Source organism: Streptomyces sp. URMC 127, from assembly GCF_051386535.1.
Taxonomy (GTDB): Bacteria; Actinomycetota; Actinomycetes; order Streptomycetales; family Streptomycetaceae; genus Streptomyces.
Genome location: NZ_JBPQTW010000040.1, coordinates 18,397 through 43,094 on the forward strand (window position 1 = coordinate 18,397; position 24,698 = coordinate 43,094).

Here is a 24,698-nt window from a genome sequence, read left to right on the forward strand (position 1 = left end):
ACGCGCCCGTGTCGCGTTCATCCGGCTGGGCGGGGTGTGAGGAGGCGCTTCAGCCAGCGGGTGCGGGTTTCGCGGGCGTCCTGGGTGAGGGTGGCGTGCGGGGACAGGCCGTCGAAGCCGTGGCAGGCGCCGGGCCACACGTGCAGTTCGGCGTGGCCGCCGGACTGCCAGATCGCGTTCGCGTAGGCCACGCCCTCGTCGCGGAACATGTCGGCCGAGCCCACGTCGATGTAGGCCGGGGGAAGCCGGGAGAGGTCGGTGGCGCGGGCGGGGGCCGCGTAGGGCGGCAGGTCCGCGGCCCCGTAGCGGTCGCCCAGGAGCGCCTGCCAGGCCGTCGCGTTGGAGGTGAGGTCCCACACGCCCCGGCCGCTCATCTGGTGGCTGGAGAAGGTGGTGCCGCGGTCGTCGAGCATGGGGCTCAGCAGGAGTTGCCCGAGGGGCCGGGGGCCGCCCCGGTCGCGGGACAGCAGGGCGAGGGCCGCGGCGAGTCCGCCACCGGCGCTCTTGCCGCCGAGGATGATGCGGTCGGCGCCTATGCCCAGGCCGGCGGCGTGCCCGGCCGCCCAGACGAGCCCGGCCCAGCAGTCCTCCAGCGGGCCCGGGTACCGGGTCCCCGGCGCCAGCCGGTACTCGACGGAGATGACGGCGAGCTTCAGGGGGAGGGCCCAGTCGCGGAGGATCCGCGGCAGCACGGACCACGCATTACCCATGATCATGGCGCCTCCGTGCATGTAGTACAGCAGGGGCAGCGGCCCCGCGAGCCCGGAGGGCCGCGCGCTCACGAGCGTGACGTCCGGGCCGCCGGGCGGTCCGGGCACGCTGAGCTCCGTCACCTCGAAGAGGCCGCCGGCACGAAGGTCCTCGGCGGTCGGCCGGGGCCGCTTCGCGGCGTCCCGCTCCTGCCGGGCCCGGAGGTTGTCCGGGGTGAGGGGCTCTGTCGCCTCCTTGCCCAAAACCGCCAGCGCGGCGTCCACTTCGGGGTCGAAGGGGAGAACTTCCTTCGGTGCGCTGCCCTGCCGCGCATGCGCGCCGCCGGAAGACTCTCGGTTGGCATCCATGCGGCGTAGCCAATCACGCCGGGTGAAACCTGCGGGCCGTCAGGACGCCGCTGCTGCGGCGATATCGCGTTGCGGCACCGGAAGCACCCGCATAAGGTCCGGATATGTCTCTACGTGTTCGAATGCGTCAAGCCCTCCCGGACGCGATGCGCGCCCGCGACAAGGCGGCGGTGAGCGCCATACGCGCATCGCTCGCCGCCCTGGACAACGCGGAAGCGGTGCCCCTGGACGAGGCCGCGGCGGGCAGCCAGGTTCTCGAACACTCGCCGGTGGGCGCCGGCGCCACCGAGGCAGCACGCCGCGAGCTGAGCGAGGACACCGTGCTGGAGATCGTACGGGCCGAGGTCACCGAACGGCTGCAGGCCGCCGCCCAGTTGACGGCGCCCGCTCACGCCGACCGCGTCGCACGGCTCCGCGCGGAGGCCGACGTGCTGCAGCGCTTCCTCTACGGCCACCCCGCCACGGCCTAGGGTGAGCCGCCGGGAGCGCCCCGCTGTCAGGCGTGCCGCTTCCGCGCCGTGACGTAGCTGAACGGCGCGCAGACTCCGGCACTGTGGTGACCGGCAGCCTCAAGTGCGAGAGCCAGACGCTTGCGCGGCTGCAGGCTCAGCCCCGCGGTGGCGTGCAGAGCACCGAGCGCGAAGGCGTCCCCGCAGCCCACGGCCGCGTACCCGTCGGCGGGCTCGGCGATCTGGTAGTCGTCGTAGACGGCGAACAGGCGACCGTATATGCCGACGAGGAACGTCCCGGCCTGCTCCTGCTCGGAGTCCTTGCGCGCCCAGCCGGCGTTCTTGAGGCACGTGCGCAGCTTGTCGACGAAGACGGTGGCCATAAAGCGGTCCAGGTCGCCCTTGGGCACGGGGGCCCTGAACGCGTGGTGCAGCAGTTGCCCCATGCGGAAGCTGGTGGTGAACCCCATGGCGTACGGACCGTTGCGGAAGATCTTCGGATCCCGGCGCACGGTGAGCCTGAGGCCGGCGACGCCGGCCGAGTCCCCGCCCAGGTGCACCCGGCCGTTGTGCACGAGCCCGACGATCACGGTCATGGCCTCCCCTTCCGCTGCGCCACCCTCTCGATACTGCGCGCGCAGGCACGCGCAGAAACCGGACGGTGGCAGGAGGGGAACAGGAGCGGCAGGAGAGGCGGGTGAGCGGCCTCAGCGGTCTCAGAGCGCGAGCTTGAACCCGTCGTGGCTACGCGTGAAGCCCAGTGCGGCGTAGAAGCGGTGGGCGTCCACGCGCTGCTTGTTGCTGGTCAGCTGGACCAGCGCGCAGCCCCGTGCGCGTGCCCGTGCGATCGCACGTTCCATCAGGGTCCGCCCGAGGCCGCCCCCGCGCCGGTCCGCGCGAATGCGCACCGCCTCGATCAGGGCCCGCTCGACGCCGCCCTTGCCGAGGCCCGGTATGTACGTCGCCTGCAGGCATCCCACCACCGTGCCGTCACCGCTTCGGCCGCGGGTCTCCTCCACGAGGACCAGCAGTTCGTTGCGGGGGTCGGTGTCGATGGCGGTGAACGCGCTCTCGTACGCCGCGGTCACCACGACCGTCGCCGGGTCCACCACGCGCTCCTCGTCGGCGAGCAGCGCGAGCACGGCCGGCAGGTCGGCGCGGGTCGCAGGACGGAAGGTGTGAGCTGGTGCGGACGCTGATGCGAGTGCGGGTGCGGGTGCGGCTGCAGAGGCTGAAGACATGGCGTGACCCTAACCGGCCTCCCTCCGGCCCTCACCCCGGACATGACTCCGCGGCCGTCCCTGCCCGTCAGATCGGCAGGGACAGCCGCGAAGCCGTCACGTCAGGCGGTGCTCAAGCCGTGGTCAGGCGGCGACCAGCCCCGTCTTCTGGACACTGGCGTTCGTGAACCGGAAGTAGAAATAGACGTTGTCGTTGAAGTCCGTTCCCAGAACGGTCCACTTGCCGGGCTGCACCGTGACCTGGCCCTTACAGGTGGTCTTGGAGGGGTCGTGGTTCTTCAGGTAGCACAGCTGGATCACGGTGGCGTTGTCCGGCTTGACCTGGATGTCGGCACAACGACTGGTCGTGACGTAGTAGCCGGAGCCCGTGGGGGCGTACGACCAGCCGGCCGGCTTGTCGTACTTCCACGCGCCGCCTATGCAGGAGGCGGCAGCCGCCGCGGGCGCGTGGGCGGCCGGCGCGGCGGACGCCGGGGCCCCTACGACGAGAGGTGCACCGAGAAGAGCGGCGGCGGCCACCGCCGTGAGCAGATTTCTGCGACCGGACAAGTCTTTCTCCCCTGCCGATTCGGTGGCGTGACGCGCCGGGCGGCGCATCACCGGGTGTGCCTTCACGCGCGTCCGGGACGGGACCGGAACACCGTCCACCTGCGCGTCGTCACAACGACAGACCCTACGAACCGGCTCTTCCCGGCACATCCCGCCGGTGTTCGATGTCCGCCTCAACCCGGCACGGTAGCGCCGCCGGTTGCCTGCAACCCTCGCGGTACGGCACGTGGCGGTGCCCCTCCTCGGACCTACTGGCCGTGCCGGCTGCTGTAGATGACGATGACGATCAGGAGAAGCCCGGCGAGGAGCATCCCTCGGCCGGGCCAGGGTTCGGAGTCCTGGGCGCGGATGCCGTCGCCGTCCGGGACGCCGCCGTCGTGGGCCTCGCGGCGGTGCCGGTCGCGCTCCTGCTCGGCTTGCCGTTTGTTGGTGACCTCGTCCCAGGTGATGCCGCACACGGCACACCGGTACTGATAGCTGGACACGATGCTTCCCTCCCGCACGTGCCGGCCCCGCCCCGGGGCCGTGAACCTTTAGGGGATCCCGAACCTTAGTGCGGGCAGGGGCGGCAGGGTGGCCACTCCGCCAGGGTTCCCACGTTCGAGCGAGAAGCTGTGACCGCCGGGCCGGGCGAGCGGTGGGCGTGCGCCGGTCAGTCCGCTGCGGTCATCCGCCGTCCGCGACGCCCGGTCACCCTGCGTCCGCGACGCCGCGATCACCCGACGCCGGGGCACCGCGATCATCCGACCCCGGGGCGCCGCAGTCCTCCGGCTCCGGGCCGGGCTCGCCGAGGGCGTCCCCGGCGACGCGGCGGCGGACCTGGTCCTCCTGGGCGAGCCGCCGGAGCAGTTCGAGGACGGGCGCGGAGAGGGCGAAGACGATGACCGCCTGCTCGGCCTGGGCCTCCGGGTCGTCGCCGAAGGCGGCCGCGCGGTCGAGGTCCAGGCGGGCGATGGACCGGGCCAGCCGCGCGTACGCGACGAGCTCGCCGGGGCGGAAGTCCGCATCGAGCCGCCTGAGCTCCCTCAGGGCCGCCGTCAGCCCCTCCACGTGCGGGGACGTGCCGGGCGTCTGCCAGTCCATGGCCGCGATCAGGTCCGCGACCTCCGCTTCCGCGGCCGCGCCGATCTCCGCCTCCCGGGCGGCGTCACCGGCCGGGGACTCCGCGACGGGCACCGGCAGGGCGTAGCTGACCGCGCCCAGGGTTCCGTCGGTGCTGTGCGCCTGGTCGACGGCGGTCAGGACGTCGCGCGTGGCGGCGATGGACAGCCCGCCCAGCGTGGTCAGCGCCTTGATCAGCCGCAGCCGCTGGACGTGCTCCTGTCCGTACTCGGCCAGGGTCGCAGCCGTCGCCCTGCCTGCGGGCATGAGGCCCTGCCGCCGGAAGTACTTGATGCTGGCGACCGGCACGCCGGTCGTGCGGCTGAGCTCCGAGATCTTCATGCGGATTCCTCGCTGGGGGTGCGTCGGCCGGGCATCCTGCTGCGACGACTGGACACTCCTGGAAGATACTGCCACTATCTAGGTACTGGATACCTCTAGTATCCAGTTACTCTAGGTAATAACTCGGAGCGAATATGCCTTCCCCCGAGCCCTCCTCCGTGCTCCGCAGCCCGCGGCTGTGGATCGGATCAGGCCTCATCGTCGCGGTGGTTTCCATCCTGTTCGCCTTGCTCTACGTCGGCGGCAACGTGAACCCCAAGGGCAACCTGCGCGACCTGCCCATCGCACTGGTCAACAGCGACCGCGGAGCCGACGCCAACGGCAAGCACCTCAACTTCGGCGAGCAGGTCGTCGCCGGGATCGAGAAGTCCGCCGCGGACAACGACAGCTTCGACTGGCAGGTCGTCAGCCGCAAGGAGGCCGACAAGCGGCTCGGCCAGGGCAAGGTCTACGGCGCGCTCGTCGTGCCGGAGAACTTCACCGCCACGGTGGCGGGGCTGTCCAGCCCCAAGCCGGCGGACGCCGCGCGGCCGACCCTGACGGTGCTGACCAACCAGTCCGCCGGCAGCATCGGCTCCTCCATGGCCAGCCAGGCGAACCAGAAGGCGGCCCACGCCGCCTCCGCCGAGCTCGGCAAGCAGCTCCTGAGCCGCGCCGCCGCGCAGAAGGCCCAGCTCGCCCCGGCCGCCAAGCTGATGCTCACCGACCCGGTGAACGTCGAGGTGGCGGACGGCCACCCGCTCGGCACGCACAGCGCCATGGGCCTGAGCGCCTTCTACTACGCGCTGGTCCTCGTCGTCTGCGGCGTGCTCGGCGCCAACGCGATCGTCTCCCAGGTCGACACCGCGCTCGGCTACCTGCACACCGACTTCGGCCCCTTCCGCCAGCGCATGCCCGTCCGGCACACGTCCCGGGTCCGCACGCTGGGCGTCGGCACGGTCCTCATGCTCGGCCTCTCCGTGGTCATGGGCTCCCTCGTCGAGCTCGCCACGGTCGGCGTCCTCGGCATGGACGCCTCGCACCTCGGCCTGCTGTGGCTCTACTCCGTGGGCACGATCGCGGCCGTCGGCGTCGGCGCGCTGGCACTGCTCGCCGTCTTCGGCACCCCCGGCATGCTGGTCTCCACCATCGTCTTCGTCGCCATGGCCGTCCCGTCCTCCGGAGCGACCGTGCCGCTGGAGGCCCTGCCCGGCTTCTTCCGCGGGCTCTCGGAGTTCGAGCCGCTCCGTCAGATCACCGGAGGCATGCGCTCCATCCTCTACTACGACGCGCAGGGCGCCGCGGGTCTGACCCGCGCATGGATCTCCATGGGCATCGCGTTCGTCGCCGCCGTGCTCTTCGGCTTCGGCGTCACCCGCTTCTACGACCGCAAGGGCATGCACCGCATCCCGCGCGACGACGCCGAGTCCACCGACGCGGCGGCGGCACCCGCCACGGCGTAGAGGGACCGGCGAGCCCCGCGCTTCCGGCGCCGGGACTCACCGCAAAGACACAGGACGGGCTCGCCGCTGTCACCGGGACAGCGGCGAGCCCGTCCCTTTTCCCTGAAGGCCCCGAGGCAGAAGGCCCCGAGGCCGAAAGCTACGAGCCTGCAAGCCGCAGCGCCGGGCCCCGCGCTCAGCCGCCGCCCTGCAGCCGCGCCCGGTACCGCCCCGGTGTCGTCCCGAACTCCCTGCTGAAGGCGTGCGAGAGGGCGTACGGGGTGGCGTAGCCGACGCGGCGGGCGATGGAGGCGAGCGTGTCCGGGGTGTCGCGGAGGAGGGTCGCGGCGAAGGTGAGGCGCCACCAGGTCAGGTACGCCATCGGAGACCGGCCGACCCTGGCGGTGAACCGGCGCGCCAGGGTGGGACGGGAGACGCCCGCCTCCGCGGCCAGGCGGTCGTTGGTCCACGGCGCGGACGGGTCCGCGTGCAGCGCGCGCAGGGCCGCGGCCGTCACCTCGTCGCCGAGCGCGCCGGGCCACGCTCCGGCCGTGCTCTCGGCCATCCAGGACCGGATCATGTAGACGAGGAGCAGGTCGAGCAGGCTCGGCAGGGCCGTGTGCGAACCGGGCCGCCGGGCGTCCAGCTCGCCGCCCAGCAGGCCGATGGCGGCGCGGAGCTCGGGGTGGCTTCCTTCGCGGCCGGGCAGGTGGACGACCTTCGGCAGCTCCGCCATGAGCGGGTGCACGCGACTGCGGTCCAGCCGGTACTTGCCGCACAGCAGCTCCACCGCGCCGGGTCCGGTGCCTGCCCGCGGCGCCGCGGCCTCGGCCTCGGCCATCCACTGCCCGAACGGCATCGCCGATTCCACCGCCGCCGCGTCGACGGGGCCGTCGGCGAGCACGTGGGCGTTGCCGTGCGGCAGCAGCACCGCGTCGCCCGTGCCGAGCGGAACCGGAGCGCCGCCGTCGGGAACCAGCAGGCAACTCCCCTCCAGGACGACGTGGAATCCCGCCCCCTCGTACGGGGGCAGGCGTACGCACCAGCTCCCGTCCACTCGCACCCGGTTGAAGGAGGGGCGCCCGAGGCGCACGGCGGAGATCGCGTCGCTGACCACGTCCATGCGGGCCAGGTTATCGCCGGCCTCCGGCAGAGATGAGACGCTCACGTATTCCTACGAGCAGAGCAAGCATTGAGGCGCTCATCCGTGCCCGATTACGGTCGACGACATGAACAACGCGCATGTACAGAGCATCACCCTGGGAGACGTCGAGGTCATCCGCGTCGTCGAGTGGCAGGGCCCCCTCCTCCCCGCCCGGAGCCTCGTCCCCGATACCACCCGGGAGATGTGGAAGGACAACGAGGCCCGGCTGGCGCCGGACCACTGGGATCCGGACAGCGACACCGCGGTCGTGGCCCTGCAGAGCTGGGTGCTGCGCAGCGGCGGACGCACCGTCCTGGTCGACACCGGGGTGGGCAACGGGCGCGAGCGGCCCGGCTCCCCGCACTTCCACCACTGGCAGGGCGACTTCCTCGGCCGGCTGGCGGAGGCCGGTGTCCGGCCGGAGGACGTGGACGTCGTCGTGAACACCCATCTGCACATCGATCACGTCGGCTGGAACACCACCGCGGCCGGGGCGGAGTGGGTACCGGCCTTCCCCAACGCCGAATACCTCATGCCTGCCGCCGACGACTTCTACTACGGCCCGCGCAACGGATACGGGAAGGGCCTGCAGGAGGACGACCGGCTGCTCTACGAGGACAGCATCGCGCCCGTTCACCGGGCCGGTCAGGCCGTGGTGTGGGAGGGCACCCACCGCATCGACGAACACCTCACGCTGGAGGCCGCGCCCGGTCACACGCCCGGCTCGTCCGTGCTGCGGCTCGCGTCCGGGAGCGACCGGGCCGTCTTCGCCGGCGACCTGCTCCACAGCCCGGTGCAGGTCCTCCACCCCGCCTGCAACAGCTGCTTCTGCCTCGATCCGGAGCGGGCCGCGGCCAGCCGCCGCCGTATTCTCGAACGCGCCGCGGCCGAACGCGAGCTGGTCGTTCCCGCGCACTTCGCCGGGGCGGGCGCCCTGGAGGTCCGCAAGGAGGGCGGCGGATTCGCCGTGGCGGCGTGGGCGGCCTGGGGCTCCTCCGCTTCGGGCCACCGCCTGTGAACAGCGGGTGAACTCCCGCCCGGACAGTACCCGTTCCGGTCATCGCCGGGCGACGCCGAAAGCCGCCGGCAACCCGCTGCCGGAAAGGCGCCCCGGGCCGGTGGACCGGGCACGGGAGGGCCGGATGCGGCCGCTCCCCCAGCGCCCTCAAGCCTGTTCTGTGAGGCGGGAGTTGGCCGGTGATGTTCCATTGACACGATCCGGTAGCACCCTCAACAATCGGCAGATCGCTCTGACCTGAACTGATCATGCCATCGCAGCCGGCGGCTCACAGACGCGTCGTCCCCCCTCCTCAGCACTCCTCACCTTCGGTGATGCGAGTGTGCTCAGCACGCTTCGAACCGCCGGCTGCATCGGTCGCTGGACTCTGCGGGGAGAGTATGTTCGATTCGCGGGACACCCGTCTTCCGTTGTCGGCCGCCCAGTCCGGCATCTGGTACGCCCAGCAGCTGGCCCCGGACAACCCCACCTACATCCTCGGGGAATACCTGGAGATCCACGGCCCCGTGGACGCCGCCCTGCTCGGGGAAGCGGCGCGGCGGGCCTTCGCGGAGGCGGAAGCGCTCCGGGTCCGGTTCGTCACCGACACTGCCGGCCCCTGGCAGATCGTCACCCCGCTGGACGGCCCGGCCGTACCGCTCATCGATGTCAGCGGAGAGCCGGATCCGCGACGGGCCGCCCTCTCCTGGATGGAAGCCGACCTGGCGCGACCGCTCGACCTGGCGTCCGTCCCGCTCTTCACCTGCGCCCTGTTCAGGGCGGCGCCGGACAGGTTCTTCTGGTACCAGCGCGTCCACCACATCGTCATGGACGGCTTCGGCGCGGCGCTCGTCATACGGCGGATCTGCGACATCTACACGGCGTTGTCGCGCGGCCTGCCGGCCGGCGACGCGCCGTTCGGCCCCTTGCGTCTCCTCCTGGAAGAAGAACGCGCTTACCGCGCATCCGAACAGTTCGCCCAGGACCGCCAGTACTGGACGAAGCGTTTCGCAGATGTACCGGACCCGGCGAGCCTCGCCGACAGGTTCGCAACGGCCTCACCGAGCGTGCGGCGGGTGACGGCGCAGCTCCCCCGTACGGGCATGGACCGGTTGCGCGCGGTGGCCCGCGGTGCCCGGACGACCTGGCCCGCGGTCGTCGTCGCCGCGACCGCCGCCTACCTGCACCGCATGACGGGCGCCCGGGACGTCACGGTCGGCCTGGGCGTGACCGGCCGGGACACCACGCGCTCCCAGGAGATACCGGGAATGGTGTCGAACGTGCTGCCGCTGCGGCTGGCGGTGCGCCCGGACACCGTCCTCTCCGACCTCGTCCGGCAGGCGTCGCAGGAGGTCTTCTCCGTACTGCGCCACCAGCGCTACCGGTACGAGGACCTGCGCCGGGACCTGGACCTGTTCCGCGACGACCGGAGACTGTTCGGCCCGGTCGTCAACATCATGCCGTTCGACTACGACCTGCGGTTCGGCGAGTCCCCCGCGACGTCCCACACCCTGTCGGCCGGGCAGGTCGAAGACCTGTCGATCACCGTCTACCAGCGGGCGAAGGACCAGGGACCGCGGATCGACTTCGACGCCAACCCCGCGCTGTACGAGGAGGACGAACTCGCCGACCACCACCAGCGCTTCCTGCGGATCCTCGGCACCGGCAACGACACCGACGCCGACGCCGGCCGGCCGGTCGGCGCGCTGGAGCTGTTGTCGCCGCAGGAGCACCGCCGGCTCGCGGCGTGGAACGCCACCGCGGGCTCCGTGCCCGCGGACTGCAGTGCCGGCACCGTCCAGCGCAGGTTCGCCGAGCAGGCGGCCCGCACCCCGGACGCGCTCGCCGTCCGGTCGGACGAGGAGGAGCTGACCTACCGGGAACTGAACGCACGGGCCAACCGGCTGGCCCACCGGCTGATCGCGGCAGGGGTCGGCCCCGAAACGCGGGTGGCCCTCCTGCTCCGGCGATCGGCCGGCCTCGTCGTGTCCGTCCTGGCGGTGCTCAAGGCGGGCGGCGTCTACGTACCGCTGCACCACAGCTACCCGGCCGCGCGGAAGCAGGCCATCATGGCCGAGACCGAGGCCCGGGTGCTGCTCACCGACCAGGCCTCCCAGGATCAAGCCCTCCCGCACGACGGCGCGGATCTCCTCGTCGTCGGCGCGGACGAACACCCCGCCCACGAGGACGACACCGATCCTGCCGTGGACGGCCACCCGGAACAGCTGGCGTACATCATGTACACCTCAGGTTCGCTCGGCGCGGCGAAGGGCGTGGCCGTCACCCACCGGGACGTGCTGAGCCTGGCATCGGACCGGTGCTGGCACGGCGGTGACCACGAGCGGGTGCTGCTGCACTCTCCGCACGCCTTCGACGCCTCGACCTACGAGCTGTGGGTTCCCCTGCTGAGCGGCGGCCAGGTCGTCGTGGCGCCGCCCGGCGAGCTGGACACCGGGGCGCTCGCGCGCCTCGTCTCCGGCGGCGGCATCACGGCGCTGTGGCTGACCGCAGGTCTCTTCCAGGTGATGGCGGAGGAGTTCCCCGGCAGCTTCGCGGGTGTCCGGCAGGTGTGGACCGGAGGCGACGTCGTGCCGGCCACGGCCGTCCGCAGAGTGCTCGACCACTGCCCGCGGACCGTGGTGGTCAACGGCTACGGCCCCACCGAGACCACCACCTTCGCCGCCCGCCACGCGGTACGGGCGCGGGACCGCGTCGGCCGCAGCGTGCCCATCGGCCGGGCCCTGGACGGCATGCGGCTGTACGTGCTCGACGGCGCTCTGCGCCCGCTGCCGGCCGGCGTGACCGGCGAGCTCTACATCGCGGGAGCCGGGGTGGCGCGGGGTTACTTCGGCCGGCCGGGCCTGACCGCCGAGCGGTTCGTCGCCGATCCCTCCGGCCCGGCCGCCTCCCGCATGTACCGCACGGGCGACCTGGTCCGCAGACGTGCCGACGGGGTCCTCGACTTCGTGGGCCGGGCCGATGACCAAGTGAAGATCCGTGGCTTCCGCATCGAGCCGGGCGAGATCGAGACCGTGCTGTCCCGGCACCCCGGCCTCGCCCAGGCCGCCGTCGTCGCCCACGAGCACCGGCCGGGCGACAACCGCCTCGTCGCCTACGCGGTGCCGGCGGGAACAGCCGGCCCGATGGGCGACAACGCGATGGACAACGACCCGATGGACAACGGGCCGATGGACAACGGGCCGATGGACAACGGGCCGGCGGGCAACGGCCCGGCGGAGGCGGACGCGGAGGCGCAGCAGGTCGGCGAGTGGCTGTCGGTCTACGACGCGCTCTACGAGGACGCCGCCGCGCACCCGGCCGGCCCGGACTTCACGGGCTGGAACAGCAGCTACGACGGCCGGCCCATCCCCCTGGCCGAGATGCGCGAGTGGCGTGCGGCCACGGTCGAGCGCATCCTGTCCCTGCGCCCCCGCAGGGTCCTGGAGATCGGCGCCGGCACCGGGCTGCTGATGGAGCCGCTGGCCCCGCGGTGCGAGGCGTACTGGGCGACCGACTTCTCCGCCCCGGCGATCGAGGCGCTCCGGGCCCGGGCCGGGCGTGACCCCGCGCTGACCGGCCGGGTGACGCTGCGGCACCAGCCGGCCCACGTCTTAGACGGGCTGCCCGCCGGGTTCTTCGACACCGTGATCATCAATTCGGTGGTGCAGTACTTCCCCGGCGCCCGCTATCTGACGGAGGTGCTGGCGAAGGCGGCGGATCTGGTGGTCCCGGGCGGGGCCGTGTTCGTCGGCGACGTCCGCAACCTCCGCCTCCAGCGGTGCTTCCACACCGCCGTGCAGATGCACACGCCCGATCCTTCGAAGGACGCGGCCCGCATCCGGCGCACCGTCGAGCAGAACGTGGCGCGCGACAAGGAACTGCTGGTCGACCCGGAGTTCTTCGCCGCCCTGCGGCACACCGTCGCGGGTGTCGACGGCATCGATCTGCGGATCAAGCGCGGCCGGCACCACAACGAGCTGACCCGGCACCGCTACGACGCGGTGCTCCACAAGCAGCCCGCCAAACCCCTCGCGCTGAGCGAGGTGCGGAGCCTGCGGTGGGGGCAGGACGTCGGCGGGCTGCGGGAACTGCGCGAGGAGCTGTCCGCGCGGCGCCCCGGGCAGCTGCGGCTCGTGGGGGTCCCCAACGCCCGGCTGTCCGGGGAGCTCGCCGCGATGCGGATGCTGGACGACGGCGGCGAACCCCTGCGGGAGCCCGGCCGTGAGGAGGGCACGGATCCCGACCCGGAGGCGTTCCACGCACTCGGCGCGGAGCTCGGCTACTGGGTCGCCGTGACATGGTGCGGCACGGCCGGTGACGGGAGCCTCGACGTCGTCTTCGCCGAAGCGGCGCAGGCCGCGTCGGCCACGCCGGTGGACGTCTACGCACCCGCCGCGGCCGCCGGTCACCAGGAGCTCCCGGCCTTCACCAACGACCCCGACGCCGGTCAGCGGGCCGGCACGCTGGTCACCGCCCTGCGCTCGTACCTGCGGGACAGGCTGCCGGACTACATGCAGCCGGCCGCCGTCGTCGTGCTCGACCGCCTGCCGCTGACCCCCAACGGCAAGCTCGACCGCGCGGCCCTGCCCGCACCGGACTTCGGCGCGGCATCGACCGGCCGGGCACCGCGCACCGCGCAGGAGGAGCTCCTGTGCGGGCTGTTCGCGGACGTCCTCGGCCTGCCCGCCGTCGGCGTCGACGACAGCTTCTTCGACCTCGGCGGGCATTCCCTGCTGGCCACCCGGCTGGCCGGCAGGGTCAGGGCGGAGCTGGGCATCGAGCTGCCGGTGCGGCTGCTCTTCGAGGCACCGACCGTCGCCGGCCTGGCCCGACGGCTCACCGAAGCGCGGCCCGCCCGGCCGGCGCTGCGCCCCGTGCCCCGCCCGGAAGAGGTCCCGCTGTCCTTCGCGCAGCGCCGGCTGTGGTTCCTGCACCGTCTGGAGGGCCCGAGCGCCACGTACAACGTCCCGCTGGCCGTACGGCTGTCGGGGGAGGTGGACCACGACGCCCTCGCCGCGGCGCTGGCGGATGTGACCGGCCGGCACGAGACCCTGCGCACCACGTTCCCCGAGCGCTCCGGCCTGCCGCGGCAGCACGTCCTCGACGCGGCGGACGCGCCCCTGGAGTTCTGCGAGACCGACGAGACGAAGCTGGCGGAGAGGGTCGGCGAAGCGGTCCGGTACGCCTTCGACCTGGCCGTCGAGCGGCCGCTGCGCGCCACGCTGTTCACGCTCGGCCCCCGCGACCACGTCCTGGTCCTCGTCCTGCACCACATCGCGGGTGACGGCTGGTCGCTGAGACCCCTGGCCCGGGACCTGGGCACCGCCTACCGGGCGCGGGTCACCGGCACGGCCCCCGCCTGGCCGCCGCTGCCCGTCCAGTACGCGGACTACACGCTCTGGCAGCGGGAGCTGCTCGGCGACGAGGAGGACCCGGAGAGCCTTGCGGCGCAGCAGCTCGCGTACTGGCGCAGCGCGCTTGCCGGTCTCCCCGGCCGCCTGGAGCTGCCCACCGACCGACCGCGCCCGGCCGTGGCCGGCCACCGGGGCGCCGATCTGCGCTTCACGCTGAGCGCCGGGCTGCACCGGGGGCTCGCCGGGCTGGCGAAGGAGGGCCGGGCGAGCGTCTTCATGGTCGCCCAGGCGGCGCTGGCGGCCCTGCTGACCCGGCTCGGCGCGGGCACGGACGTGCCCATCGGCTCCCCCGTCGCCGGGCGCACGGACGAGAGCCTGGACGATCTCGTCGGGTTCTTCGTCAACACCCTGGTCCTGCGCACCGACACCTCCGGCGACCCGTCGTTCAGGACGCTGCTGGAGCGCGTCCGGGAGACCGGCCTGGCGGCCTTCGCGCACCAGGACCTGCCGTTCGAGCGGCTGGTGGAGGACCTGCGGCCCGCCCGCTCCCTCGCCCATCACCCGCTGTTCCAGGTCGCCCTGGCCTTCCACAACACCGCCGAGCCCCGGCTGGAGCTGCCGGGCCTGCGGGCCGGGGCGGAGGGGGTGCGGACGGGCACGACCAAGTTCGACCTCACCGTCGAACTCACCGAGCGCCGGGGCGAGGACGGCGCTCCCGCCGGCATCGACGGCCTCGTGGAGTACAGCACCGACCTGTTCGACGCCGCTACCGTACGGGCCCTGGTGAGCAGGTACCAGCGGCTGCTGGAAGCCGTGGTGGCCGACCCCGGGCAGCCGATCGGCCGGATCGGCATCCTCGGCCCGGAGGAGCGCGAGCACCTGCTGGCGACGTGGAACGACACGGCACGGCCGGTGCCGGAGACCGATCTGCCGGCTCTCTTCGAGACACGCGCCGCGCGCACCCCCGGGGCCACGGCAGTGGTCTTCGGGAAGACCGGGCTGACCTACGCCGAGCTCAACGCGCGGGCGAACCGGCTCGCGCACTTCCTGATGACGCGGGGCGCCGGGCCCGAACGCGTCGTGGCTGTTGCCCTGCCGCGCTCGGCGGAGCTGGTCGTCACCCTGCTGGCCGTCCTCAAGACCGGCGCCGCCTACCTGCCCGTCGACCCGGACCAGCCCGCCGGGCGGACCGCTTTCATGCTCGCCGACACACGCCCGGTCGCCGTGCTGACCACCGGCGGCAGCGGGCCGGCCCTGCCCGCGCACACGCCCCGCGTCGCGCTGGACGAGCTCGGCGCGGCAGGCGCCCTGGACGCCTGCCCGGACACCGATCCGGGTCGTACGGGCAGGCTCGGCCCGCTCCACCCCGCCTACGTCATCTACACCTCCGGCTCCACGGGCAAGCCCAAGGGCGTCGCGGTGCCGCACACCGCGATCGTGAACCGCCTCCACTGGATGCAGGCCGAGTACCGCCTGGGCGCGGACGACCGCGTCCTGCAGAAGACGCCGTTCACCTTCGACGTGTCGGTCTGGGAGTTCTTCTGGCCCCTGATCGAGGGCGCGACGCTGGTGGTGGCCCCGCCGGAGGCGCACAAGGACCCCGCGCGCCTCGCGGTCCTGATCCGTACGGAGCGGGTGACGACGGCCCACTTCGTGCCGTCGATGCTGCAGGCCTTCCTGGACACGCCCGCCGCGCGGGACTGCACGACGCTGCGCCGGGTGTTCAGCAGCGGTGAGGCGCTGCCGGCCGGTCTGGTCACACGGTTCCGGAAGACGCTGGCGGCGCGGCTGTACAACCTCTACGGGCCGACCGAGGCCGCCGTCGACGTCACGGCCTGGGCGTGCCCTGCGGACTTCACCGGGACTGAAGGCTTCACCGGGACGGTGCCGATCGGCACGCCGATCTGGAACATGCGGGCCCATGTGCTGGACGCCGCCCTGCAGCTGGTGCCGCCGGGGGTGGCGGGCGAGCTGTACCTGGCCGGGCGGGGGCTGGCCCGGGGATACGTGAACCGGCCCGGGACGACGGCGCTGCGGTTCGTCGCCGACCCCTACGGCCCGGCGGGCTCCCGCCTGTACCGCACGGGAGACCTGGTGCGCCGCCGCCCGGACGGGACGCTGGAGTTCCTGGGCCGCACGGACGACCAGGTGAAGGTCAGGGGCTTCCGCATCGAGCCCGGCGAGATCGAGGCGGCGCTCGCGCGGCACCCCGGCGTCGCCCGGGCCGCCGTAACGCTGCGGGAGGACGGTCCGTCCGGGCGGTGGCTCGTGGCGTACGTGGTGCCGGCCGCCACCGGTTCCCCCGTGGAGGTCGCCGGACTGCGCGAACACCTCCAAGGCCTGCTGCCGGAGTACATGGTCCCGGCCGCGTTCGTGGTGCTGGACGAGCTGCCCTTGCTGCCCAGCGGCAAGCTCGACCGCGCGAGCCTCCCGGCACCCGGGGTCACGCCCGCACCCGGCGGCCGCCCGCCGCGCACGCCGCAGGAGGAGGTCTTCTCCGGTCTCTTCGCCGAGCTGCTGGGCGTGGACGGGGCCGGCGCCGAGGACGGCTTCTTCGCTCTGGGCGGGGACAGCATCGTCTCCATTCAACTGGTGTCCCGGGCCCGTGAAGCGGGCCTGGTCATCACCCCTCGCGACGTGTTCCTGCACCAGACCGCGGCGGCTCTGGCCGCGGTCGCCGTCCCCGTCGAGGAGGACCGGGCGGGCGCCGGGCGGCCGGGCAGCGCGCCGGACCGGCCGCTGGTCGCGCTGACGCAGGAGCGGCGCGACCGGCTGGCGGAGGTGTGGGGCGGCCCCGCGGCCGTGCAGGAAGTGCTTCCGCTCTCGCCGCTCCAGGAAGGGCTGCTCTTCCACGCCGCCTTCGATCAGCAGGCGCCGGACGTCTACACCGTCCAGCTGGTCTTCGACCTCGGCGGACGCGTCGACGCGGCGGGCTTACGGGCCGCGGTGGCGGCGCTGCTGGACCGGCACCCGAACCTGCGGGCGGGCTTCTGGCAGGAAGGCGCGGAAGAGCCGCTGCAGGTGATCCCGCGGGAAGTGGCGCTGCCCTGGCGCGAGGTGGACCTGGAGGGCCGGGACGCCCAGGAGCAGCGGCAGGAGCTGTCCCGGCTGGTGGACGACGACCGGGCCCGGCGCTTCGACCCGGCGCGCCCGCCCTTGCTGCGCTTCACGCTGGTGCGGCTCGCCCCCGAGCAGCACTGCCTGGTGTTCCTGAGCCACCACCTCCTGATCGACGGCTGGTCGCTGCCGAACCTCGTCCGGGAGCTGTTCGCCCTGTACTCCCGCCGCGGGGACGCTGCCGGGCTGCCGCCCGTCGTGCCGTACCGCACCCACCTGGCCTGGCTGGCGGAGCAGGACCGGGGCGCGGCCGAGGAGGCCTGGCGGCAGGCGCTGGCGGGGGTTGCGGAGCCGACGCTGCTGGCCCCGGCCGGCAGCGGCAGCACGGTGAGCCCGCCCGAGGAGATCGGGTGGGAGCTTCCGCAGGAGCTGACGTCGGCGCTGGCGGGCGTGGCACGGGCGCACGGGCTGACGCTCAACACCGTGGTCCAGGGGGTATGGGGAGCCCTGCTGGGGCACCTGCTGAACCGGCGCGACGTGGTCTTCGGTGCCACCGTCTCGGGCCGCACACCGGAGATTCCCGGCGTCGGGGACATGGTGGGCCTGTTCATCAACACCCTGCCCGTACGGGTGCGCTGGAACCCGTACGCATCCTGGTCGGAGCTGCTGGCGCGCTTGCAGGACGAGCAGTCGGCGCTGCTGGAGCACCAGCACCTGGGGCTGGCCGCGATCCAGCGCATGACGGGGATGCGGGAGCTGTTCGACACCACCACGGTGTTCGAGAACTATCCGCTCGACACGGATGCCGTGCAGGCGGCCCTGACGGACGTCCGGGTGACGGGTCTGACGGCCCACGACGCGACGCACTACCCGCTGACCCTCATCGCGTTCCCGGGCGAGAACCTGCGGTTCTCGCTGGGCTACCGGCCGGATCTGTTCACACAGGACGAGGCCCGGACGATCGCGGCACGGCTCCGCCGGCTGTTCGAGGCGGTGGCGGCCGGTCCCGGACGGCCCGTCGGGCGGACCGGCGTGCTGACCGGCGGGGAGCGGCGCCGGCTGCTTAAGGAGTGGAACGACACGGCGCGGCCGGTCCCGCCGCTGAGCCTGCCGGAGCTGCTGCAGGCGCAGGCGGCCCGGACGCCGGGCAGGCCCGCGGTGATCTCCGGGGACAGCGTGCTGTCCTACGCGGAGCTCAACGTGCGCGCGAACCGGCTGGCGCGGGAGCTGGTCCGGCGCGGCATCGGTCCCGAGCGGGTCGTCGCCCTGTTCCTGCCCAGGTCGGCCGAGCTGGTGGTGGCGCTGCTCGCGGTGCTCAAGGCGGGGGCCGCGTATCTGCCGCTCGATCCACAGCACCCGGCCGAGCGCCTCTCTTTCGTCCTTGAGGACGCACAGGCAACGCTGCTGCTGACCACGACGGCGGTTGCGGACGGAGTCCCCGCGGCGGGGGCCGTGCCCCGCATGGTGCTCGACGACCCGCAGACCGAGGCTCTCGTCGGCCGGAGGCCGGGCACGGACCTGTCCGATGCCGACCGGGTCCGCCCCCTCTCACCGGAGCACCTGGCCTACGTGATCTACACCTCGGGTTCGACCGGAAGGCCCAAGGGCGTCGCCATGCCGTGCCGCGGGCCGGTGAACCTGCTGGAGTGGCACAGGACGGCCATGCCGGGCGGCGAGGGCGAAGGAGCCGGTCGCACGGCACAGTTCACCACCATCAGCTTCGACGTGTCGGCGCAGGAGATCCTCACCGCACTGACGTCCGGTCGCTCGCTGGTGATCACCCCCGAAGACGTCCGCCGCGACGCCGGCGGGCTCGTGGACTGGCTGGAGCGGCACGGCATCAGTGAGCTGTTCGCCCCGGACCTGGTCGTGGACGCGGTGTGCACCGCGGCGGTCGAGCAGGGGCGCGGGCTTCCGGCGCTGCGGCACGTCGCACAGGCCGGAGAGGCACTGACGCTGACGGCGGCGGTGCGGCGGTTCTTCGGCGAGGGGGCGCGGCGGCTGCACAACCACTACGGGCCCACCGAGACGCATGTCGTGACCGCGTACCACCTGCCGGAGCGGGTCCCGCAGTGGCCGCCGGCAGCACCGATCGGCGCACCGGTCGCCAATACGCGGGTGTACGTGCTCGACAGCGCGCTGCGTCTGCTGCCGCCGGGTGCGGTGGGCGAGCTGTACGTCGCCGGGGCCGGGCTGGCGCGAGGCTATGCGAACCGTCCCGGGTCGACGGCCGAGCGGTTCGTCGCGGATCCGTTCGGCCCGGCCGGCTCGCGCATGTACCGCACCGGAGACCTGGCCCGCTGGAACCCCGACGGCGAGCTGGAGTTCGCCGGCCGGGCCGATGACCAGGTGAAGGTCAGGGGCCACCGGATCGAGCCGGGCGAGATCGAGGCCGTTCTGTCCCGTCACCCGGATCTCCTCCGGGCGGCCGTTGCCGCCCAGGAGCGGGAGCACGCGGGCAAGCACCTCGTGGCGTACGTGGTGCCGGCGGCCGGGGCCACGGTGGACGCCGCGGGCCTGCAGGGCTTCGCCCGGCGCACGCTGCCGGACTACATGATCCCGGCGGCCTTCGTGGTGCTGGACGACCTGCCCCTGCTGCCGAACGGGAAGCTGGACCGTACAGCGCTGCAGGCGCTCGAAGCCGGTGCGGCGCCCCCGGCACCGCGCACGCCGCGCACACCGCAGGAAGAGCTGCTCTGCGGCCTCTTCGCCGAGGTGCTCGGCGTCCCCGCGGTGGGGGCCGACGACGACTTCTTCGAGCTGGGCGGGCATTCGCTCCTCGCCACCCGGCTGGCCGCCCGGATCCGTTCCGCGCTGGGCGCCGAGATCTCCGTCCGCACGCTCTTCGACGCGCCGACCGCCGCGGGCCTGGCCGGGCGGCTCTACGGGCAGGCCCCCGCACGCGTGCCGTTGCGCGCGGCAGCACGGCCGGACGAGATCCCCCTGTCCTTCGCGCAGCGCCGGCTGTGGTTCCTCAACCAGCTGGAAGGGCCGAGCCCGACGTACAACCTCCCGCTGTGCATACGGCTGTCCGGCACCGTGAACACGGACGCCCTGGAGGCGGCACTGGGTGACGTCCTCGGCCGGCACGAGAGCCTACGGACGACGTTCCCGGAGGCACAGGGCGTGCCGCGCCAGCACATCGCCGACACCTGGCAGCGGCCCGTGCTCGACATCGTGCGGACCAGCGAGGCGGACCTGCCCGCCGTGCTGCAGGCAGCCGCCCGCCACCCCTTCGACCTCGCCACCGGGCTCCCCCTACGCGCCTGGCTCTTCACGGTGGGCACCCGGGAACAGGTGCTGGCGCTCGTGGTGCACCACATCGCGGCCGACGGCTGGTCGCTGGCGCCGCTGGCGCGCGACCTCGGCGAGGCCTACGCCGCGCGGTGCCGGGACCGGGCACCGGACCTGCCGCCGCTGCCGGTGCAGTACGCCGACTACACGCTCTGGCAGCACGACGTCCTCGGCAGCGAGGACGATCCGGACAGCCTCCTGTCCCGGCAACTGGCCTACTGGCGCGGCGCCCTGGACGGGCTGCCCGGTCAGCTCGCTCTGCCCACCGACCGCCCCCGCCCCGCCACGGCGAGCTACCGCGGCGACTCGGTCGCGTTCCGCATCGCTCCGGAGCTGCACCGAGCCCTGCTGGGGCTCGCCCGGGACCACCAGGTCAGCCTGTTCATGGTGCTGCAGGCCGCGGTCGCCGCCCTGCTGACGCGCCTGGGCGCGGGCACGGACATCCCCCTGGGCAGCCCGGTGGCCGGGCGCACCGACGAAGCGCTGGACGACCTGGTCGGCTTCTTCGTCAACACGCTGGTGCTGCGCACGGACACCTCCGGCAACCCCTCCTTCCGTGAGCTGCTCGGCCGGGTCCGCGAGACCGATCTGGCCGCCTACGCGCACCAGGACGTGCCGTTCGAGAGGCTGGTGGAGCTGCTCAACCCGGACCGGTCGCTCGCCCGCCACCCGCTGTTCCAGGTGATGCTGGCCTTCCAGAACACCCCGGAGGCCGCGCCCGCGCTCCCCGGGCTCGACTGCGCGATCGAGCCCGTGGAGGCCGGCGTCGCCAAGCTCGACCTGACCGTCAGCATCCGGGAATCCCCGGCGCAGGACGGCACGCCGGGCGGCCTCGAAGGCAGCCTCGACTACCGCACCGACCTCTTCGACCGGTCCACCGCCGAGACGATGGTGACGCGGCTGCGCCTGCTGCTGGAAGCGGTGACCGCCGACCCCGGGCAGCCCTTGGACCGGGTCGGCGTCCTGACCGCCGAGGAGCGGCACCGCCTGCTGGTGGAGTGGAACGCCACCAGCAGGCCCGCTCCCGCGGCCCTCGCGGAAAGCGCCACGCTCTCCGAGCTGTTCGAGGCCCAGGCGGCACGGACACCGGACGCAACGGCCGTGATCTTCGAGGGCACGGAGCTGTCGTATGCGGAACTGAACGCCCGGGCCAACCGGCTGGCCCGGTACCTGGCCGGGCGCGGTGCGGGACCGGAGCGCCTGATCGGTCTCGCCGTGCCCCGCTCGGCCGAGATGATGGTGGCCCTGCTCGCGGTGCTCAAGGCCGGATCCGCCTACCTGCCCGTCGACCCGGGATACCCGGCCGGCCGGATCACGTTCATGCTCTCCGACGCCCGCCCCGTGATGTGGCTGACGACCAGCGCCGTCGCCGCCGGCCTGCCCCGTACGCGGACACCGCTGATCGTCCTCGACGAGCCCGGGACGAGCGAGGACGCCGGCCGCCGGGCCACGGGAGACCTCGGCGCGGCCGAAGCCCGCAAGGCCGGTGCCGACCATCCCGCCTACGTCATCTACACCTCGGGCTCGACGGGCCGGCCGAAGGGCACGGTGGTCACCCACCGCAGCGCCGCGAACCTCGTCCACTGGGCCGTGACGGAGTTCGGCTCCGGACAGCTGTCCCGCGTGCTGGCCTCCACGTCGCTGAACTTCGACGTGTCGGTCTTCGAGATGTTCGCCCCGCTGGCGTCCGGCGGGACGATCGAGGTCGTCCGCGACGTCCTCGCCCTGACCGAGCGGCCCGAGGGCCGCGGCTGGACCGGCAGCCTGATCAGCACCGTGCCGTCGGCCCTGTCCCCGCTGCTCGCCGGCGACACCGAGGTCACGGCCGGCACGGTGGTCCTTGCGGGCGAAGCCCTGCCGGCACGCACCGTACGCGACCTCCGTACGGCACTGCCGGGCTGCCGGATCGCCAACATCTACGGCCCCACCGAGGCCACCGTCTACGCAACAGCCTGGTACGCGGGCGACGATCCGGACGCCGCACCGCTGATCGGCGCACCGATCGCCAACGTACGGGCGTACGTGCTGGACGACGGCTTGCGGCTCGTGCCGCCGGGCGTGACGGGAGAGCTGTATCTGGCCGGGGCGGGCGTGGCGAGGGGGTATGTGAACCGCCCCGGGCTGACCGCCGAACGGTTCGTAGCGGATCCGTTCGGGCCGTCCGGCGCGCGCATGTACCGCACCGGGGACCTCGTCCGCTGGACGTCCGGTGGTGAGCTGGCGTTCGTGGGCCGGGCGGACGACCAGGTGAAGGTACGGGGTCACCGGATCGAGCCCGGCGAGGTCGAGGCCGCCCTCTCCCGCCATCCCGGCCTCGCCAGGGCTGTCGTGGTGCCCCAGGACCACGGGCCTTCGGGGAAACGGCTCGTGGCGTACGTGGTCCGGGAGGCCGGGGCGGCCGTGGACGTCGCGGAGGTACGGGAGTTCGCCCGGCGCGCCCTGCCGGACTACATGGTCCCGGCGGTGTTCATGGTGGTGGACGACCTGCCCCTGTTGCCGAACGGGAAGCTGGACCGGGCGGCCCTGCCGGCGCCGGGCCTCGCCGCGGTGGCGAGGACGCGGGCTGCGCGCACGCCGCGGGAAGAGCTGCTGTGCGGGCTGTTCGCCCAGGTGCTGGACGTGGCCGAAGTAGGCGCCGAGGACAACTTCTTCGAGCTGGGCGGCGACAGCATCATGTCCATCCAGCTCGTGTCCAAGGCCCGCGCCGCCGGACTGGCCATGAGCGCCAAGGACGTCTTCCAGCACCAGACCCCTGCGGCACTCGCCGAGGTCGTCGTCGCGGACGAGGCGCGGGAGCGGGCTTCGGATCCCGGCACCGGCCGCATACCGGCCACCCCGGTCATGCACTGGCTGCGGGAACAGGGGCAGGAGCAGTCGCTCGACGCGTTCAGCCAGGCGGTCCTGCTGACCACTCCCCCGGACCTGACCGAGCGGCAACTGGCCGGTGCCCTGCAGGCGGTCATCGATCACTACGACGTCCTGCGGACGCGCCTGGAACGGCCGGCCGACGGCGCATGGTCGCTCTACTGCAGCCCTCGCGGCTCTGTCACCGCCGCGGATCTGGTCCGGCGGATCGACACCGGCGGCGAGGACGAGCACGCGCTGGGCCCGGTGATCGCGGACGAGGCACGCCGGGCACGCGGGCGGCTGCGGCCCGGTGACGGGGTGATGGTGCAGGCGGTGTGGTGCGATGCCGGCCGTGCCCGTCCGGGCCGGTTGTTGCTCGTGCTGCACCACTTGGTGGTCGACGGGGTGTCCTGGCGCATTCTGCTGCCGGACCTGGCCGCAGCCGCTGCAGCGATCGCCGCGGATCGCCCCGTCGACCTGGCTCCCGTACCGACGTCGTTCCGCCGCTGGGCCCACATGCTCGTGGAGCACGCCCGCGAACCGAAGCGGATCGCCGAGGCGGCCTGGTGGGAGCGGGTACTCGACGGGCCGGGAGCACTCCTTGCCGATCAGCCACCACGGGAGGGTGGTGGCACGTCGCGCTCCTTGGTGGTGACGATCCCCGCGGATCGTGCAGCGCCCTTGCTGTCCGACGTACCGGCCGCGTTCCATGCCAACGTCAACGACGTGCTGCTGACAGCCCTGGCCGTAGCGATCCTGGCCCGGGACCAGCGGCGTGGCGGGGCAGGGGCCGAGCTGCTGGTCGACGTGGAAGGGCACGGACGGAACGAGTTCGTTCCCGGGCTGGACGTGTCACGCACCGTGGGCTGGTTCACCAGCGTCTTCCCCGTACGGCTCGGCCTCCGCGACGTCGACCTCGCCCAGGCGCTGGCAGGCGGCCAAGCCGCCGGCCAAGCCCTCAAGACCGTCAAGGAACAGCTCCGAGCGATCCCTGATCACGGCATCGGCTACGGACTCGCCCGCTACCTCAACCCCACCACCCGGCCACGCCTGTCCAGGACGGCCACTCCGCAAGTCGGCTTCAACTACCTCGGACGCTTCTCCGCCGCGGACACCGGCGCATGGACCGTGGCCGAGGAAGCCGACGCCCTCTTCGACCCCGCTGACGCCGCGCTGCCCTCGGGACGTCACCTGGACGTCAACGTCCTCGCCGCAAACCGTGCCGACGGGCCCGGGCTGGTGGCCTCCTGGACATGGAACGAGCGGGCCCTGTCCGAGAAGGACGTGCACGAACTCAGCGGCCTGTGGTCACAGGCCCTGGAGGCGTTCGCCGCGCACGCCGCCCGGCCGGGAGCAGGCGGCCGGACGCCCTCGGACCTCCCCTTGGTCGCGCTGGACCAGGACGAGATCGACGCGCTGGAGGCTGAGTGGGGGGCCGGGGAATGAGGAAGCCGGGACTGCAGGACGTCCTTCCGCTCTCACCGCTCCAGGAGGGGCTGCTCTTCCACGCGGTCTACGACGCCGCAACTCCTGACGCCTACGCGGTGCAGGTGGCGTTCGACCTCGAAGGCCCGCTGGACACCGGTGCGCTGCGTGCGGCCGCCGAGGGTCTGCTGCGCCGGCACGCGAACCTGCGGGCCGCGTTCCGGCAGCGCGGTCAGGGGCGGCCGGTGCAGGTGATTCCGCGGGAGGTGGCGGTGCCCTGGCGCGAAGCCGACCTCACCGGGCACGGTGACCCCGGGCCGGAGCTGGCCCGGCTGCTGGCCGAGGACCGCGCCCGCCGTTTCGACCCCGCCCGGCCCCCGCTCCTGCGCTTCACCCTCTACACGCACAAGGGGGACGAG

12 protein-coding genes are annotated in these 24,698 nt (G+C 73.1%); 5 read left to right on the forward strand and 7 right to left on the reverse strand.

Annotated elements, in window-relative coordinates:
- Nucleotides 1-17: 17 nt before the first annotated feature.
- A complete protein-coding gene (locus tag ACSNOH_RS12300; protein WP_436721299.1) occupies nucleotides 18-1,058 on the reverse strand; it encodes an alpha/beta hydrolase in 1,041 nt (346 codons plus the stop codon).
- 146 nt (nucleotides 1,059-1,204) lie between these two features.
- Here ACSNOH_RS12300 and ACSNOH_RS12305 point away from each other — a divergent pair, with 146 nt between their 5' ends.
- Nucleotides 1,205-1,528 carry a hypothetical protein gene (locus tag ACSNOH_RS12305; RefSeq protein WP_436721312.1) on the forward strand — a complete coding sequence of 108 codons (324 nt, stop codon included), beginning with the start codon at nucleotides 1,205-1,207 and terminating at the stop codon, nucleotides 1,526-1,528.
- A gap of 26 nt (nucleotides 1,529-1,554) precedes the next feature.
- Here ACSNOH_RS12305 and ACSNOH_RS12310 read toward each other — a convergent pair whose 3' ends face one another.
- The 5 genes from ACSNOH_RS12310 to ACSNOH_RS12330 all read right to left on the reverse strand — a co-directional run bounded on the left by ACSNOH_RS12310 (nucleotide 1,555) and on the right by ACSNOH_RS12330 (nucleotide 4,740).
- Nucleotides 1,555-2,103 carry a hypothetical protein gene (locus tag ACSNOH_RS12310; RefSeq protein ID WP_436721300.1) on the reverse strand — a complete coding sequence of 183 codons (549 nt, stop codon included), beginning with the start codon at nucleotides 2,101-2,103 and terminating at the stop codon, nucleotides 1,555-1,557.
- 120 nt (nucleotides 2,104-2,223) lie between these two features.
- The gene (locus tag ACSNOH_RS12315; protein ID WP_436721301.1) at nucleotides 2,224-2,748 is read right to left on the reverse strand and encodes an N-acetyltransferase family protein; all 525 of its coding nucleotides are present in this window, start codon (nucleotides 2,746-2,748) and stop codon (nucleotides 2,224-2,226) included.
- Nucleotides 2,749-2,871: 123 nt separating this feature from the next.
- Nucleotides 2,872-3,297 carry a hypothetical protein gene (locus tag ACSNOH_RS12320; RefSeq protein WP_436721302.1) on the reverse strand — a complete coding sequence of 142 codons (426 nt, stop codon included), beginning with the start codon at nucleotides 3,295-3,297 and terminating at the stop codon, nucleotides 2,872-2,874.
- Between the two features lie 248 nt (nucleotides 3,298-3,545).
- Nucleotides 3,546-3,782: a hypothetical protein gene (locus ACSNOH_RS12325; RefSeq protein ID WP_436721303.1), complete on the reverse strand. Its 237-nt coding sequence runs from the start codon at nucleotides 3,780-3,782 to the stop codon at nucleotides 3,546-3,548.
- Between the two features lie 205 nt (nucleotides 3,783-3,987).
- Nucleotides 3,988-4,740 carry a MerR family transcriptional regulator gene (locus tag ACSNOH_RS12330; protein ID WP_436721304.1) on the reverse strand — a complete coding sequence of 251 codons (753 nt, stop codon included), beginning with the start codon at nucleotides 4,738-4,740 and terminating at the stop codon, nucleotides 3,988-3,990.
- A gap of 134 nt (nucleotides 4,741-4,874) precedes the next feature.
- Between ACSNOH_RS12330 and ACSNOH_RS12335 the strand changes: the two genes are divergently transcribed.
- The gene (locus tag ACSNOH_RS12335; RefSeq protein ID WP_436721305.1) at nucleotides 4,875-6,182 is read left to right on the forward strand and encodes a YhgE/Pip domain-containing protein; all 1,308 of its coding nucleotides are present in this window, start codon (nucleotides 4,875-4,877) and stop codon (nucleotides 6,180-6,182) included.
- A 175-nt stretch (nucleotides 6,183-6,357) separates the two neighbouring features.
- Here ACSNOH_RS12335 and ACSNOH_RS12340 read toward each other — a convergent pair whose 3' ends face one another.
- On the reverse strand, nucleotides 6,358-7,284 hold the full coding sequence (locus ACSNOH_RS12340; RefSeq protein ID WP_436721306.1) for an AraC family transcriptional regulator: 927 nt from the start codon (nucleotides 7,282-7,284) through the stop codon (nucleotides 6,358-6,360).
- Between the two features lie 106 nt (nucleotides 7,285-7,390).
- Between ACSNOH_RS12340 and ACSNOH_RS12345 the strand changes: the two genes are divergently transcribed.
- The 3 genes from ACSNOH_RS12345 to ACSNOH_RS12355 form a co-directional block, all read left to right on the forward strand.
- Nucleotides 7,391-8,323 carry an MBL fold metallo-hydrolase gene (locus ACSNOH_RS12345; protein ID WP_436721307.1) on the forward strand — a complete coding sequence of 311 codons (933 nt, stop codon included), beginning with the start codon at nucleotides 7,391-7,393 and terminating at the stop codon, nucleotides 8,321-8,323.
- A 380-nt stretch (nucleotides 8,324-8,703) separates the two neighbouring features.
- Entirely contained in the window at nucleotides 8,704-24,300 is a 15,597-nt protein-coding gene (locus ACSNOH_RS12350) for an amino acid adenylation domain-containing protein (RefSeq protein WP_436721308.1), read from the forward strand.
- Nucleotides 24,297-24,698 (forward strand): condensation domain-containing protein (locus tag ACSNOH_RS12355; RefSeq protein ID WP_436721309.1); only part of this gene is annotated, 402 nt, incomplete at its 3' end. The genes ACSNOH_RS12350 and ACSNOH_RS12355, both read left to right, overlap by 4 nt.

Excerpts from the sequence above, each read along its gene's own strand:
- ACSNOH_RS12305 (WP_436721312.1), top strand. The coding sequence starts at position 1,205 with ATGCGCGCCCGCGACAAGGCGGCGGTGAGCGCCATACGCGCATCGCTC.
- ACSNOH_RS12350 (WP_436721308.1), top strand. The coding sequence starts at position 8,704 with ATGTTCGATTCGCGGGACACCCGTCTTCCGTTGTCGGCCGCCCAGTCC.
- ACSNOH_RS12315 (WP_436721301.1), bottom strand. The coding sequence starts at position 2,748 with ATGTCTTCAGCCTCTGCAGCCGCACCCGCACCCGCACTCGCATCAGCG.
- ACSNOH_RS12335 (WP_436721305.1), top strand. The coding sequence starts at position 4,875 with ATGCCTTCCCCCGAGCCCTCCTCCGTGCTCCGCAGCCCGCGGCTGTGG.
- ACSNOH_RS12310 (WP_436721300.1), bottom strand. The coding sequence starts at position 2,103 with ATGACCGTGATCGTCGGGCTCGTGCACAACGGCCGGGTGCACCTGGGC.
- ACSNOH_RS12345 (WP_436721307.1), top strand. The coding sequence starts at position 7,391 with ATGAACAACGCGCATGTACAGAGCATCACCCTGGGAGACGTCGAGGTC.
- ACSNOH_RS12340 (WP_436721306.1), bottom strand. The coding sequence starts at position 7,284 with ATGGACGTGGTCAGCGACGCGATCTCCGCCGTGCGCCTCGGGCGCCCC.
- ACSNOH_RS12300 (WP_436721299.1), bottom strand. The coding sequence starts at position 1,058 with ATGGATGCCAACCGAGAGTCTTCCGGCGGCGCGCATGCGCGGCAGGGC.
- ACSNOH_RS12330 (WP_436721304.1), bottom strand. The coding sequence starts at position 4,740 with ATGAAGATCTCGGAGCTCAGCCGCACGACCGGCGTGCCGGTCGCCAGC.